This window comes from Neptuniibacter sp. QD72_48 (genome assembly GCF_047778065.1).
GTDB lineage: Bacteria > Pseudomonadota > Gammaproteobacteria > Pseudomonadales > Balneatricaceae > Neptuniibacter.
In genome coordinates this window covers 537341-552765 of record NZ_CP180547.1, presented here as the reverse complement: position 1 = coordinate 552765, position 15425 = coordinate 537341, and the positions used below count along the sequence as shown (strand labels likewise).

11 protein-coding genes and 5 tRNA genes are annotated in these 15425 nt (G+C 45.1%); 11 read left to right on the top strand and 5 right to left on the bottom strand.

The annotated features are described in order from the left end of the window. Positions 1-7: 7 nt before the first annotated feature. The 11 genes from lolB (at position 8) to ACMXYX_RS02255 (ending at position 7251) form a co-directional block, all read left to right on the top strand. Positions 8-595, top strand: coding sequence for a lipoprotein insertase outer membrane protein LolB (lolB, locus tag ACMXYX_RS02305; RefSeq protein ID WP_415883376.1), 588 nt, complete (start codon positions 8-10; stop codon positions 593-595). A 176-nt stretch (positions 596-771) separates the two neighbouring features. Continuing rightward, positions 772-846 (top strand) — tRNA-Gln (locus tag ACMXYX_RS02300). Between the two features lie 64 nt (positions 847-910). Next, positions 911-1852: a ribose-phosphate pyrophosphokinase gene (locus ACMXYX_RS02295; RefSeq protein ID WP_415883375.1), complete on the top strand. Its 942-nt coding sequence runs from the start codon at positions 911-913 to the stop codon at positions 1850-1852. A gap of 117 nt (positions 1853-1969) precedes the next feature. After that, positions 1970-2560: a 50S ribosomal protein L25/general stress protein Ctc gene (locus tag ACMXYX_RS02290; protein WP_415897461.1), complete on the top strand. Its 591-nt coding sequence runs from the start codon at positions 1970-1972 to the stop codon at positions 2558-2560. A gap of 18 nt (positions 2561-2578) precedes the next feature. Beyond that, positions 2579-3169 (top strand): aminoacyl-tRNA hydrolase, encoded by a 591-nt coding sequence (gene pth / locus ACMXYX_RS02285; RefSeq protein WP_415897460.1) that lies wholly within the window; start codon positions 2579-2581, stop codon positions 3167-3169. Between the two features lie 20 nt (positions 3170-3189). After that, positions 3190-4281, top strand: a complete 1092-nt coding sequence (gene ychF, locus ACMXYX_RS02280; protein ID WP_415897459.1) for a redox-regulated ATPase YchF — start codon at positions 3190-3192, stop codon at positions 4279-4281. A 129-nt stretch (positions 4282-4410) separates the two neighbouring features. After that, positions 4411-4487, top strand: a tRNA-Met gene (locus ACMXYX_RS02275). A 15-nt stretch (positions 4488-4502) separates the two neighbouring features. After that, positions 4503-4577 (top strand) — tRNA-Gln (locus tag ACMXYX_RS02270). Between the two features lie 33 nt (positions 4578-4610). Further along, a tRNA-Met gene (locus ACMXYX_RS02265) sits at positions 4611-4687 on the top strand. 33 nt (positions 4688-4720) lie between these two features. Beyond that, a tRNA-Gln gene (locus tag ACMXYX_RS02260) sits at positions 4721-4795 on the top strand. Between the two features lie 314 nt (positions 4796-5109). Next, positions 5110-7251, top strand: a complete 2142-nt coding sequence (locus tag ACMXYX_RS02255) for an EAL domain-containing protein (protein ID WP_415906442.1) — start codon at positions 5110-5112, stop codon at positions 7249-7251. Between the two features lie 36 nt (positions 7252-7287). Here the strand turns inward: ACMXYX_RS02255 and serB are convergent, their stop codons facing one another. The 5 genes from serB to ACMXYX_RS02230 form a co-directional block, all read right to left on the bottom strand. Next, positions 7288-8505, bottom strand: a complete 1218-nt coding sequence (gene serB, locus ACMXYX_RS02250; RefSeq protein ID WP_415883370.1) for a phosphoserine phosphatase SerB — start codon at positions 8503-8505, stop codon at positions 7288-7290. 71 nt (positions 8506-8576) lie between these two features. After that, entirely contained in the window at positions 8577-9332 is a 756-nt protein-coding gene (locus ACMXYX_RS02245; RefSeq protein WP_415883369.1) for an efflux RND transporter periplasmic adaptor subunit, read from the bottom strand. A 10-nt stretch (positions 9333-9342) separates the two neighbouring features. Beyond that, positions 9343-11331: a preprotein translocase subunit SecA gene (locus tag ACMXYX_RS02240; RefSeq protein ID WP_415906441.1), complete on the bottom strand. Its 1989-nt coding sequence runs from the start codon at positions 11329-11331 to the stop codon at positions 9343-9345. Next, entirely contained in the window at positions 11324-13465 is a 2142-nt protein-coding gene (locus ACMXYX_RS02235) for an efflux RND transporter periplasmic adaptor subunit (RefSeq protein ID WP_415883367.1), read from the bottom strand. The genes ACMXYX_RS02240 and ACMXYX_RS02235 overlap by 8 nt, the downstream gene beginning before the upstream one ends. Positions 13466-13476: 11 nt before the next feature. Next, on the bottom strand, positions 13477-15351 hold the full coding sequence (locus tag ACMXYX_RS02230; RefSeq protein ID WP_415906440.1) for an HlyD family efflux transporter periplasmic adaptor subunit: 1875 nt from the start codon (positions 15349-15351) through the stop codon (positions 13477-13479). Positions 15352-15425: the final 74 nt, after the last annotated feature.

Here is a 15425-nt window from a genome sequence, read left to right as displayed (position 1 = left end):
AAACAAGATGTTAAAAAAGTACCTTGGGGCGTTGCTGTGCCTATTATTAGCGGGCTGTAGCTTACAAAAAACGCAGATACCATCAACCAGCGATATTTCTTGGGAAACTCGTCAAAGTCTACTTAAAGATATCTCTGATTGGGAAGCTAGCGGCAAGATAGGCATTCGCACACCCGAGGACAGCCAATCAGCCAGTTTAAAATGGCTACAAGAAGGCTCTGATTATCAGATAGATATCCGCGGGCCTTGGGGACAAGGCGGCGCATCTATTGCTGGAAACCCACAAGAAGTTACCGTTGATATCGCCGGCGAAGGAACGTTTACCGGCACCAATCCGGAAGAAATCCTCCATCAACAGTGGGGCTGGGCTCTGCCTGTCAGTGATATTTTTTGGTGGATCAGAGGGCTACCTTCGCCTCACTCACATTACGACCAAACAATCGTCGATGAAAGACTTGCACAATTAACCCAACAAGATTGGAAAATTGAGTATCTTCGCTATAACCAACAAACACCTGCGTTGCCTACTAAGATGCGTTTGCAGTACCGTGATTTGAAAGTCACCATTGTGATTAAAACGTGGATAAAACTATAGCGGCAGAAAAATCTCTCAACTTTAAACGCGATCTCATTTTGCCATCGCTAAAAGCCAACTTTTACGCTCTCAATCTTAGTAGCGCCTCCCCCTGCTTTAGTTTGACTTTTAACCACGAGTCTTGGATAATCTGCGCCTCTTTCAACGGGAGGCCGGTCCTCCAAGAGGAATAATGTTGGGGTATCGCCAAGCGGTAAGGCACTGGATTCTGATTCCAGTATGCGGAGGTTCGAATCCTCCTACCCCAGCCAAATGCCTATGAACGGTTCCCGATCTACAGATTCCGAACAAATTACAATCGAAAAGGTGCACGCCGTGTCCAAGATGATGGTCTTCACCGGCAACGCTAACCCTGATCTGGCGAGAAAAGTAGTTGATCGCTTAGATATTCCTATGGGTAAAGCGAATGTTGGTCGTTTTAGTGATGGCGAAGTAAGCGTTGAGATTCAGGAAAACGTACGTGGTAAAGACGTATTTATTATCCAGTCTACTTGCGCGCCAACTAACGACAACTTGATGGAGCTTATTGTACTAGCCGACGCTCTTCGTCGCGCTTCTGCTTCACGTATCACAGCTGTTGTACCTTACTTCGGCTATGCACGTCAGGATCGACGTCCACGCTCTGCTCGTGTACCTATCACTGCAAAAGTAGTTGCAGATATGATGGATGCTATCGGCATTGACCGCGTACTGACAGTTGACCTACACGCTGACCAGATTCAGGGCTTCTTCTCTGTACCTGTAGATAACGTTTACGGCTCACCTGTTCTACTCGACGACATCGTTGATCAGGAATACGACAACATTCTAGTTGTTTCTCCGGACGTTGGTGGTGTAGTTCGTGCCCGCGCAGTAGCTAAGCAACTTGATTGCGACCTAGCAATCATCGACAAGCGTCGTGAGCGTGCAAACGAATCTCAAGTTATGAATATCATTGGTGATGTTGAAGGCCGTACTTGCGTATTGGTTGATGACATGTGTGATACTGCCGGCACGCTTTGTAAAGCGGCTAAGGCACTTAAAGATAACGGTGCAGCACGCGTTGTAGCTTACGCGACTCACGCCGTACTTTCAGGCCCAGCAGTAAGCAACATCACTAATTCTGATCTAGATGAATTTGTTGTAACAGATACGATTCCACTGTCTGAATCCGCATCTAAATGCGACAAAATTCGTCAGCTAACACTTGCTCCGCTTCTAGCTGAAGCAGTGCGCCGTGTTTGCAATGAAGAATCCATCAGCGCGATGTTCCGTTAAGGGCAACTCGCTGGTAAAGCAACTTACTCAATAACGAGTAAGTTTTTCCACCCTCGGGTGATTGCTGCAAAGCCTGGTCGCAAGGTTTTGCAGCTTATTTATTTAAAGGTATTAAAAATGTCTAACTTTGTAGTTAATGCAGTAGCACGTGCTGACGAAGGGAAAGGTGCGAGCCGCCGCCTACGTCGCGAAGGTCTAGTTCCTGGTATCGTTTTCGGTGGTGACAAGCGTAAGAAGCCTGCTTCTATCTCTGTTCCTAACAACGAACTAGTTAAAATGATCGAAGACGACGCGTTCTTCTCTTCTATCCTAACTCTGTCTTTGGACGGTAAAGAAGAGCAAGTGATCATCAAAGATCTACAGCGTCATCCTGCTAAGCCAGTTGTACTGCACGCTGACTTCCAGCGCATTACTAAATCCAACAAGATCAAGATCACTGTTCCTGTTGTATTCTCTGGTTTCGATAAGTCTCCTGCTTCTAAAGCAGCTTGCAAGTTCGCTGCAGAAAAGAACACTGTTGAAGTTCTTTGCCTACCAGCTAACCTGCCAGAAAGCCTAACTGTTGATCTAGCTGCTTGTGATTCTGACCAGGTTCTTCACCTGTCTGATATCACTCTTCCTGAAGGCGTTGAGATTGTTTCTCTACGTCGTGGCGGCGACCACGATCAGGGTATCGGTTACGTATACGCGCCTCGCGGCAGCAAGTAATCGGTATAAGCAACCAGCATGAAAGACAAGATCCAGCTCATCGTTGGCCTGGGTAATCCAGGCGATAAGTATGCGCAAACCCGTCACAATGCTGGTGCTGAGTTTGTCGAGCAGCTTGCTGCTCGACATCTCGCCCCCCTCAAGCCCGAAAAGAAGTACCACGGGCTCTACTCTAAAGTTCAGATTGGCAACCAAGTTATTCATCTTTTGGTTCCCACCACGTTTATGAATCTGAGCGGCCAGGCTGTTTCAGCGCTGGCAAGTTTCTACAAAATTCCACCCGAAGCGATTTTAGTCGCTCATGATGAACTCGATATTCCGCCAGGTATTGCAAAATTTAAGCAAGGTGGCGGTCATGGTGGTCATAATGGTTTGCGCGACATCATCAGCAAACTAGGTAACAACAAAAATTTCTACCGTTTACGTCTTGGCATTGGCCACCCAGGCCACAGCAGCCAAGTAAGCGGTTTTGTTCTGAAAAAAGCTCCAGCTAAAGAACGTGATGCCACAATGGCAGCTATCGATGAAGCTGAACGTTATTTGGAGCTTGCTATTGCCGGTGACTGGAACAAAGCGATGAACCAGTTACACAGTTTTTCAGCCAGCTAGATTACTCACAGGATTCAATCATGGGTTTTAAATGCGGTATTGTAGGCCTACCTAACGTAGGTAAATCGACTCTTTTCAATGCGCTAACAAAAAACGGCATTGCGGCAGAGAACTTTCCATTCTGCACCATTGAGCCGAATGCAGGCACAGTATCTATGCCTGACCCGCGTTTAGACAAGCTTACAGCGATTGTTAATCCCGAGCGCACAATTCCAACAGCGATGGAATTTGTAGATATTGCGGGTCTTGTTGCTGGTGCCTCCAAAGGTGAAGGCCTTGGCAATAAATTCTTGGCTAACATCCGCGAAACAGACGCTATTGCGCATGTAGTACGTTGCTTCGAAGATGAAAACGTAATCCACGTTGCCAACAAGATTAATCCGCTATCTGATATCGAAACTATCAACCTTGAGCTAGCACTTGCTGATTTAGAATCCTGTGAAAAACAGCTTCAGCGTATTCAAAAGCTAGCAAAAGGTGGTGATAAAGAAGCCGTTGCTCAAAAAGCGATGCTAGAGAGAGTTATCCCTCATCTAGAAGAAGGTAAGCCAGTTCGTGGTTTAGGTCTTGATGAAGATGAGATGAAAATCGTCAAAGGCTTCCACCTTCTTACCGTGAAACCAACAATGTACATTGCAAACGTTGATGAAGATGGTTTTGAAGATAACGCACACCTAGATACAGTTAAAGAGCTAGCAGCATCGGAAAATGCCGGTGTAGTAGTGGTTTGCAACAAGTTGGAAGCTGAGATCTCTGAGCTAGATGATGAAGAGCGCGATGAGTTCCTAGCTGACTTAGGCATGGAAGAGCCTGGCTTAGATCGCGTTATTCGCGCTGGTTACGAATTGTTAGGCCTACAAACCTACTTTACTGCTGGCGTGCAGGAAGTTCGCGCATGGACAGTTAAAGTCGGCGCAACAGCTCCACAAGCAGCTGGTGTTATCCACACCGACTTCGAGAAAGGCTTTATCCGTGCTGAAGTTGTAAGCTACGACGATTTTGTTGAGCACGACGGCGAAAATGGCGCGAAAGACGCTGGTCGCTGGAGACTTGAAGGTAAAGATTACATCGTTCAAGACGGCGATGTCGTACATTTCCGCTTCAACGTTTAAGCAGACAACTGTACAAAAAAAAACCGGCTTTAGTAGCCGGTTTTTTTTATTCAAAAATTCCTGAAATTTCATGCAGTAATCTATTGACACCCCCGCCCGAAAGTAGAATAATGCGCGCCTCTGAGACGTGGCAATATAGCTCAGTTGGTTAGAGCATCGCATTCATAATGCGAGGGTCGCAGGTTCGAGTCCCGCTATTGCCACCATGTTTCAGTCTATGCTGGGGTATCGCCAAGCGGTAAGGCAACGGGTTTTGATCTCGTCATGCGGAGGTTCGAATCCTCCTACCCCAGCCACTATTGAGCTTAACTCTCCGAGTTAATCTGAGTGGCAATATAGCTCAGTTGGTTAGAGCATCGCATTCATAATGCGAGGGTCGCAGGTTCGAGTCCCGCTATTGCCACCATGCTCTAAAAAGAAAGTGTGCTCAAATCTTAGTTGGGGTATCGCCAAGCGGTAAGGCAACGGGTTTTGATCTCGTCATGCGGAGGTTCGAATCCTCCTACCCCAGCCACTTTCTTCTGCCTTTTAGTACCAGTTTAACTTTATGAAAGGTCAATTCTGACCTAGACACATCCAATTCGATACAATACTAGAACGCTCAATCCTTCGTTAGTTAAAAACTACAATCAGTAATCTCTCGTCAGCTATTTAAATTTTTTCACGTCTTCATTCTGCTGATTTTTATCTTCTATAATTAATACTCTGCATCTGTTTAACACTTCAGTGATATCAAACAAAAACTAATGCAATTTTTAAGTTATACATTCGATTGAATTAATATATTCTCTGTCTATAAGGATTTAGCGAGCAGGAGATCATTCAGGCATGTCTGAAGTTATTGATATTGACGGAAACGCCCTTTTAGAAAAATACGGCACTGGGCAGCAGACTCGTAAACAACGCCTGAGAAAAAATGTTCAGCTTCTATTTCTTGGCCTGAGCGCCGAAGAAACCGCTCCCCTGATTACACTTCTTAGAACTTCACGCATATCTCCTCGCGGCAAACAGGTTAATACCGAGCAAGAGTTTCTAGACGCGCTAGGTGAACGCTCATGGGATCTTATTCTTTGCACTATCGATCGAGGCGACTTCACTTCAAAGCTCGCTATAAGCCACCTCAAACGCTTAGACAAAGATATCCCTGTAATACAGATCATCCCTAGCTCGGATAGCCAGTTATTGTTACAAGGGCTTAAAAGCCATATCCAAGCAGTCGTTCCCTTAGATGAAAAAGAACTTGTCTTGATTAATGTTCGTCGGGAACTAGATCAGCTCGATTACCGTAGGCGCTTACGTAAAGCCGAAGCAGCCTTAGCTGAAGCGGAAAAACGCTCACAGCAGTTAATGGATAGTTCACGCAACCCAATCGTATGTTGTGACCACCAAAAGATAATCTACTGCAATGACAGTTTTCTTGAACAGTTCGGTTTAGATTCGAAGAAAAAGGCCATTTACAAACCATTGGTCGATTTCTTTGCGTTTGATGATCGCCCCGAATTTACAGAGCAACTAAATTCCCTTGAAGAAGGAAACAGCGGTAACCTGATATTACAACTATCAGCTCAGCGCAGTGATCATTCAGAATTCACCGCTAATATGGAACTTTCGCGCTCGGACTATAATGGTTCTATAGTTACTCGCGTATTGTTCCATGTTGAAGAGAACAGCCATCACAATCTTCTCAGTGAAGATCTCGATTTCGTATCCGGTTTGTTCAATAAAGATTATCTACACAAACAACTAGAACAGGTTACACAAAAAGCATTGCGTGGTGGTAACGATAGATGTTTGATGTATATAGAGTTGGACCAACTGGATCAGATTAAAAGCAAGTTTAGTCATGAAGGTAGTGACCAGCTTATTCGGGATATCTCAGCTCTTCTGGCTAAAACGGTAAACAAAGCACATTTACTCACCCATCCGGCTGAAAATGCTTTCGCTATCGTATTCAACGACCCCAATATAAAAACAGCAGAAAGCTTTGCTGAAAAGCTATGTAAAAAAATTGCCCATGTTCACTCTAGTATTGCCGGCGTCGATGTCCAATCAACCTGCTCTATTGGTTTAGTGGCCATTACCGATAGTACACCTCCGCCAATTGAACTACTCAATCGCGCTAAGGCTGCAATTTGCACCTTACGCGAAGAAAACCCGCAGGGTAATGGCGTGAGCATCTATATCCCAGAGGCAGCATTATCTGAGCAAGAAGAAGATGAGTTTGATCAGCTAAGGAAAGCCGTAGATAACAATCAGTTCAAATTGTTATTCCAGCCAATCGTAAATCTAACCGCTGATGATCAAACACACCATCACTATGAGGCGTTATTACGCTTAGTGAATGATGAAGAGGTTGAGCTATCCCCTAACGATTTCATGAGCGCTATAAGCGATGCAGAAACTGCGGTTAAAGTTGATCGATGGGTTATTGAGAATTGCTTGAAACAGCTTAAAAAAACACTCAACCAAGAACACAAAAATGTTATTTTCATTAACATCTCTGCTCATGCTCTAGGAGATCAACATCTATTAACCTGGCTTTCTGGGGTACTACGTAAAAATAATATCCCTGCAGAAAGGCTTGTCTTCCAGATCAGTGAATCAGATATATCCATTGCACCTAAACAGGCTCAAGGCTTCGTAGAGAAACTAACTCGCATCCACAGTCGTGTTTGCATAAAGCACTTTGGTAGCGTGCCTAATTCACAAAATGTGCTATCGACTGTCCATTCTGACTTTATAAAACTCGATGGTGCCTTTATCCCTGAATTAGGCTCAGACCCAGAGCAAGATGAAGAGTTCTTTAGCATGGTGCAACAGCTAAGCAGTCTAGACAAGATATCTATTGCGCCGCTTGTAGAGAATACCAAGACAATGGCGAACCTGTGGAAAGCAGGGATCGACTATGTGCAGGGCTACTATCTTCAGCCTCCAAGGGAAAAAATGGATTACGACTTCTTTGCCGAATAATAAAAAAGCCGCTAAACAGCGGCTTTTTTATTTTTGCTATTTCACTGTATCTCGATCTCTAAAACCGATCAGATACAAGATTCCGTCAAGACCTAATGTAGAGATAGCCTGTTTCGCACTTTCACGAACCAATGGTTTAGCTCGGAATGCGATACCTAATCCAGCAATCGAAAGCATTGGTAGATCATTAGCACCATCACCAACTGCAATTGTCTGTTCTAAACTCACACCTTCTTTTTCGGCAATTTCGCGTAACAGTTCTGCTTTACGCTCACCATTAACCACTGTGCCTCTAACTTCACCTGTCACTTTGCCATCAGCATCGATATCAAGCTCGTTGGCATAGACATAGTCAAAGCCAAGCTTCTTTTGCAGATGGGAAGCAAAGTAATTAAAGCCGCCCGATAAGATAGCTGTTTTAAAGCCAAGCGCTTTCAAGTTAGACACCAACTCTTCCGCGCCTTCGGTCATCGGTAGGCGTTCAGCAATTTGATCCAACACCGACACATCCAAGCCTTTCAGCAGAGCCATTCGACGCTTAAAGCTTTCGTTAAAATCGATCTCACCACGCATAGCCGCTTCAGTGATCTCTGACACCTGATCACCCACACCTGCTTCTTTAGCTAGCTCATCAATAACTTCTGCCTCAATCAGCGTAGAGTCCATATCAAATACTACTAAACGGCGATTACGGCGATAGATATTATCTTCTTGGAAAGCGATATCTACATCTAGATCGCTCGCTGTATTTAAAAACTCAGCTTTCAGTTTCTCAGCATCAGCAGGCGCACCACGCACAGAAAACTCCACACATGCTTTGGTCTGGTCAGAGGTTTCATCCAAACTTATACGGCCTGAGAGACGGTTGATGTTATCGATGTTAAGCCCATGGCTCGCTGCGATTTCGGTCACGCGCGCGATATGTTTAGAGCTCAATTTACGAGACAGTAGCGTAATGATATGACGAGATTTACCTTGCCCTTCAACCCAATGTTCATAGTTCTCTTCTTCCACAGGCTGGAAGCGGATATTCATGTTCAGCTCGTGCGCTTTAAAAAGAATATCTCTTAGCAGTGGCGAAGACTCGGCCGATTTAGGCACTTCAATCAAGATACCTAAAGATAAGGTATCGTGGATCACAGCCTGACCAATATCCAAAATATTGATCTCGAATTCCGCCAAAATATTTGTGATCGCTGAAGTCACTCCCGGCTTATCTTCACCGGAAATATTGAGCAAAATAATCTCTTTCATCGAAAGGGTTCCAAAGGAATCTTTAATTGCTGGCGATTATAACAAAGCCAGATTACAGGGCCTATTCATTATCACTCAGAAGCAGGCTGGACTGGGCTAAACTCAACCCTACATTTCAAACCGGCAGGCAGTAATTGATCTTTATTCGGGATTTCCACACTAATAGCAAACGTACTACTTGCAGCATCAATAAGAGGGTCCACTCGATTCACTTTACCTTCATAAGCCTGTTCTGGGCGCCCTTCAGCATACAACGTGATAGGCATGTCTTTTTTGATCTGACCATAATATTGCGAACGCATAATCACTTCTGCGTGAAGAGGATCAAGCGAGACAATTTTTAAGAATGGCTGATCATCAACAAGTTCACCTGGTTCGAGTAACCGTTCAACCACAACGCCATTGATTGGGCTTTTCGTTTGGCGTAGAGATAAACGTACATAAGATTCGCTAGCTGTAAGCTCGGCCAAACGCTGCTCTGTAAGCATCTCATCTCGTTCATGATCAGACAGCAGGCCTTTTTTGTACAAGACCTCATTACGTTTAACTTTACGCTTAGCAAAATCTACGCGCGCTCGGGCTGTCGCTAAAGCAGCTCGCTCTAGGCGAGAGTTAAGTTTCATGACGACTTGGTCTTTTTTAACTTTATCGCCACGACCTAAACTCAATTCGCTAATAACGCCTGATACCTCACTACTCAGTTCAATCTCTTTGCTAGGCTCTAACAAACAGCTCAATTGGCCATCGCTTAATTGATTATGTTCAACCGCACTGACCAACGGCGAAACACCGAGAAGTAGAACCAATAGTGGAGAAATGTATTTCATATCAAAAAACCTAAACTTTGCTGCTAGTAAAAGACAATATTTCGCGCTGACGTTCGTCTTGCTTTAACAAATCCGCACGCATACGTGCATGATCTGCCTCGAGTTGCTTTTGGGCCCTGCGCATTAATTTCAACAGCAGCCAGTTTTTAAACCCTTTTGGAAGCGGCCATTTAAAGACGCGCTTTAAATAATTAGAGAACTGCTCAGACAATATCGAGTCATCCAAAGACAAGATAACTTCAAAGCTCCCCTGATCGCCCTGACGCGCACAGCGACCTTCTAACTGTCGGTCGATTCGTGACGCTTCATGTAACTCGGTTAAAATCACATGTAGCCCACCCGCTGACTCGACTTCATCATTTAGCTTTATATCGGTACCGCGCCCAGCCATATTGGTCGCAATAGTAACACAACCTGGATCACCCGCATTCGCAACTATTTCGGCTTCTAACTGATCTTGTTTAGCATTTAATAACTGATGCTGCACATCCATCGCCTGCAGACTTTGGCTTAGTAATTCCGAAGCAGCGACGGAGTGTGTCCCAACCAGTGAGGGGCGCTGTGCTTTGTGTAGAACTTTGATCTGTTCGGCAACCTTGTGCCACTTATCACTCTCGTCTACGTAGACATTTGCCCCGAGTTTCTTTCTACGGCTTGGTTTATTGGTCGGGATAAATACCACAGGCAATCCATAAACTTGCCATAACTCTGAGACAACCTCTTTCGCAGTACCTGTCATACCACCTAGATGATGATAAAAACGGAAGAAGTTCTGAAAACTGATGCGCGCTAGCGTCTCACGAGGGTTACTGAGTTCACAGTCCTCTTTAATTTCGATCAGTTGGTGCAACCCTCGCTCCCAACTTCGATCTTCCATTACTCGGCCAGTATGCTCATCAACAATAAGAATTTTTCCATCTTTAACGAGATAATGTTTATCACGAATAAACAGATGCAGTGCCGTTAGTGCTTGAAAAACTAATTCAAGGCAACGTACTCGCCCTACCCAAAAAGGGCCTAGCCCATCAGTTAACTGCAGCACATGCATTTCACCATCATCTGTAAAAGCAACCCGTCGCTCTCTCAGGTTGACCTCGTAATGCTTATCTAACTCCAATTCAGAAGCGATCGCCATCGCTTGCTGATAGACCTCTTGCTGTTCCTCTTGCTCAATCTCAGGGCCTGAAATAATCAGCGGCGTTCTAGCTTCATCTAATAAAACGCTGTCTGCCTCATCGACAATAGCGAAATGCAGCCCACGAAGCATCAAACCATCGAGCATCTGCTGATTGCCTTTTAATCGTTCGGCATGCAAATTAAGCTTATGCTGCTTACCCTCTAGAACGATACTGTCTTTAAGGTAATCGAACACCAACTCTTTATTGGTACAGTAAACGACATCTTTCGCATAGATATCGCGTCTTTCCATGGGAGAAAGACCATGGACAATAACACCAACATCAAGACCCAGTCGGGTATAGATTGGCGTCATCTCCTCGGCATCTCGAGCAGTAAGATAATCGTTAACAGTCACTACATGGACAGGCACTCCAGCAAAAGCCGCTGTCGCTGCAGAAAGTGTAGCGGTCAGGGTCTTGCCCTCCCCCGTTTGCATCTCTGCAATATTGCCGTGAAACATCGCTAAGCCACCAAGTAGCTGGCTGTCAAAATGCTTCATACCCAGGGTTCTACCTGCAACCTCACGCACCAAGGCGAAACTTTGGACCATTAGTGCAGACGTTATGCCCTGTTTAAACAAAGCCTGCCTAATCGCAATGATATGAATATCTAACTGCTCATCGGATAGGTCTTCAAGCTTTCGAGCTTCGTTATGGATGGACGGCAAAAAACGCTTATAAGCCTTAAGGGACGCTCGAAACGGACGATTTAGATAAGCAGAGAGGCTATGTGACCAGCGCTCCATCCGATCCTGTTTGTGGATAAAAAGCTGAGGACGCTCTAAAACAGTTTGCGGCAGTCGCTGAGGCCGTTTATACATCAAACTGCCTCAAGAACACACGCCTTACCGCACGATACCAACGATAGATCAGAGGCTCAGGATCATGTTCTATCAGTACATAGACGCGCTCATCATAACGATTCTTTGGCGCATCAATGACAGATAAGTCGATCCGAAAATGGCTACGGAAACTCTTCAAACCATCTTCACTTTTCGGGTCAGGTGCAATTCGTCCACCACCATCAGTACTTAACACCTTACTCGGCAGTTGCTGAGTTGTAGCAGGCAATGCTCGAACAATTTCACCTTTATAGGTTTCATTTGGATTAGAGGCGAATCGCAACTCAACTGAACGGTTCTGGGTACGCACCTGATCTATCTCATCCTCAGAAACCATCGCAACTAAGGAGAGCTGGTTATAATCCACGACATATCCAATCAACTCACCACGATGGACATAGCGTCCCAGAATTCGATGAGCATCAGGGACAACAAATTCGCCAGTAGCAGAGCTATAGAGATTCACACCTTTAAGGCGTTCTAGCGCCCTTTGATATTCACGTTGAATAAACCGCAATTCTTCTCGTAAAATTTCACTGGCCGCGCGGTCTCTTAGGCTAGCTTCGAGTCTAATTTCAGCTTCAGCTATCTGGGCCTTAAGCACGTCTACTTTAGCTTCGAGATCAGGGGCTGAGAATTTAAGTAACAACTGCCCTTCGACCACAGTCTTACCTGAAGGCACGTCTAAAGATTCAACAAAACCTGAAACTTGCGAGCGCACATAAGCATCCTGCGGTACCCATAAAACACCTTCGGTCTGCGTTTTATATGGCGCAGGTAAAAAGCCTATCAACGCGACCACCGATACAATGATCAGCGCAGAAATGGTAAGCACTCGTCCCTTCTTACTTCTTAGTTCAGGATCCGTTGCAGGTTTGATAATTGTCTTAAGTACTGGCATAAGGAGGGTTGCCCAAATTGACCAAAACGCGAGAAGGCTACCAATCACAAAGTATTGCGTTGCGACAAACAAGGCAATCGCAACCATAACAAACAATCGGTAAATATATGCAGCAGAAGCATAGCAAGCTAGCCAAGTCCCTTCACTGGTTGAGTTAGCAGGCGCAGTGAGTTTCTTGACGCCATAAAGGTACTTTTTGGTTAGATAAGCTACCTGACTGTTACCTCTAGACGCTAAATTAGGTATTTCCAAAAAATCAGCAAGAACGTAGTAAGCATCAAATCGAAGTAGTGGATTGCCGTTAAACAGCAAAGTAGAAAATCCACCGATTAGCATGGTATTAAACGCGACCGCTCGAACGATACCTGGTTCAGCCAAAACCCACACCATCATCGCAATCGCGGCAACCATCAACTCGACCATAATGCCGATCGCGCCCACCAGCATGCGCTGATATTTATTCCTAAATGCAGTTGCCGCACTGGCATCCACATAAGGTACGGGGAACAGCACCAGTAACATCACCCCCACCTCATGCACTTCGCCCCCCCAACGCTTCACAGCGTAGGCATGGCCAAGCTCATGAATTACTTTAACAAAGGGATATACTAGAGCAATCAACAAAAGGTTTTCGACGGCTAAGACTCGGTCACTAATATTCTCGGTTAGTGCCCCCCAATGGACTATCGAAAGCGTTAAACCAAACAGCACGATCGCTGCCCAAAGAAATAAACCAAACCAAGAATAAAACGGCCGAACCAACCACATGGTTGAAGACAAGAATCCCTCTGGGTCCATCATGGGAATACGGACACTCAATGGGGATTTGAGCTGCTGGATAATCTTCTTCTGTGCTTGTTCTCGTCTGCGAACTTGCAGCTCTTCAATATCGGGCAGAATATCGGATTGAATAACATTCGCACGGTTGAGCTGCGCCACCAACTGAATGACTTCATCCTGAGTTGGCATACCATCGCCTAAGCGCTTACAGGCCACATCCCAGATCTGTTGCAACGTTCTGCGGCCATCCATCAGGCCGATGATCTGGTAAGCTTCAGGGGAAAAACGTTGAAATTGACCGGTAACATGGTCTTGTAGCACATACCACGTTTTACCTCTGTATTGATGCCGATGAATATCCGCATGCTTCCTCATGCGGATCTTAAGTTCAGCTACGCGGTACCATGAAGCACTAAACAGAGAAACAGACACAATGCCTCCCGCTAGCCCCACCAAGACCAGACTTTAAGACGCATCCATTCCTGCATCTCTCTAGTCCAAATTGACAATAGGTTACGCTCATCAATGTAGATTTTGCCCACACCTTCCATACCTGGCTGCAACTGCAGAGATTCACCTTGTAACGATGCTTCTACTACAAAGTACGTCGCTCCATCTTTGGCTTCAGTTAGGGGCGTAATCTTCGTCACTACAAATTCGAATGGCGTTTCAGGCAAAGCTGATAAATGCAATATGCCATCTTGACCAATAAGGACATCAGCAATACGACTCTCTTTTACCAAAAGATTAATACGATAAAAATGCAGTGGCGACACTTCAAAGAGCACTTCACCTTTCTGAACTGCCCCACCTAGTCTCTGGCTAAGGTCACCACTGACAATCAAACCATCAAATGGTGATAGAAGCTTAGCGCGCTCCAATTGGCTATTTACCAGATCTAACTGGGCTTTAATCTGTGTTTGCTGCGCGTTAATAATATTGAGCTTAGCGCGATCATGGAACGCTAAAGCTTCTTGATACTGTCGATTAAGCTTGGCTTCTTCACTTAGCCATTTAAGGCGCTCAAGATGTAAGTCTCGATCATCCAGTTGCACTAACATCTGGTCTTTCTTAACCACATCTCCTGCTCGATGAACGGCTGAGTGGATATAACCATCATAAGGCGCAGCGATCACCCGCTGAATATAGCTATCTAACTTAGCATCTGCTGACAAGCGGTAACTACCTTGAGCAACAGAGAAAAAGATGATCAAAATAGCACTTAGAATAAAAAGTAATTTACGGCCTAAGTAACCTGGACCAAAAAGCCTGGAAAATTGAGTTTTCCCAGAATCCCAAACTTTCAGTAATAGCGCTCTATCATTCAAGCGCTTGTCCTCTAGAGCAGGAATCACCAACGCAGCAATACTCTCGCACAGAGCCACGTCCTGCTCGGTAAATGGAATATCGGGGTTTCTTTCAAAGGTCAGCGCGCCAACAATATTGTTAGCCACATATAGAGGTACACTGAGTACAACCGCATCCCCCTGCTGCTGCGAAAGTTTTGCATGGGCAATCACAACCGAACTGCTTTCTAAATCAGGGTTTGGATAGACCACGGACTGCTGCTGGTCTATCGCCTCATCCATCACCTCTTCAATACAGCGAATTAGGTTCATCCGCTTACCAAATTGAGTACTATGGGATAGATGTAAAACCTTGGAGTGGCCTTTTTGATAGTTACCTAGAGACACACGATCACAATTGAGCATTACTGCTAGCTCAGTTACCAAGCGCATTGCTGAACTAGCGTAATCAGGTTCGGACTGAACACTGGCTAAGAAATCAATACTTCTTTCTAAACTAGCATCTTTGGCAGAGCGCTGTTGCTTTTCCAACCGTAGTTTTAAAACTTCTAAAGCCGAACCTCCAAGCTCCAAAAGCTGCATCGCACGTTTTAGTTGTTGCTCTGATGATACGGCGACAGCAACGGTCGCCACTGCAATCAGCTCATCATCCAAAAAAATTGGATAGCCAATCGCAAAAACTTCATGCCCAGGAACGCTAGCAGGTAAAGCGGTTACGAGTGCTGAACGATTAGTAATAATCTCTTCTGCTAATCCATGCAGATCCATTAGTACTCCTGAATCCTGTGGCCAGAGAGCCATAGGGTGGTAGGTATTATCACCTTCATCTAATGGCGCTAGAACTAAAGCAGATTGTGCCCCATCAATTAAGGAACACTGAGAATCCAACCAATCCTGATAAAAACTGTCGGATTGTTGCGAATAGGCATCCAATGTAACGGATGTACTTTGCGACGTTTCTAGCGAACTAGAAGAATCTTGTGGATGTTTTGTGTCTGACTGATTGTCCATGGCTGAGCAGGCCTGTTACTAAAAACGAAAAGGGCTGCATGCAGATAAGCTGCAGCAGCCCCTTATGAAAAGTC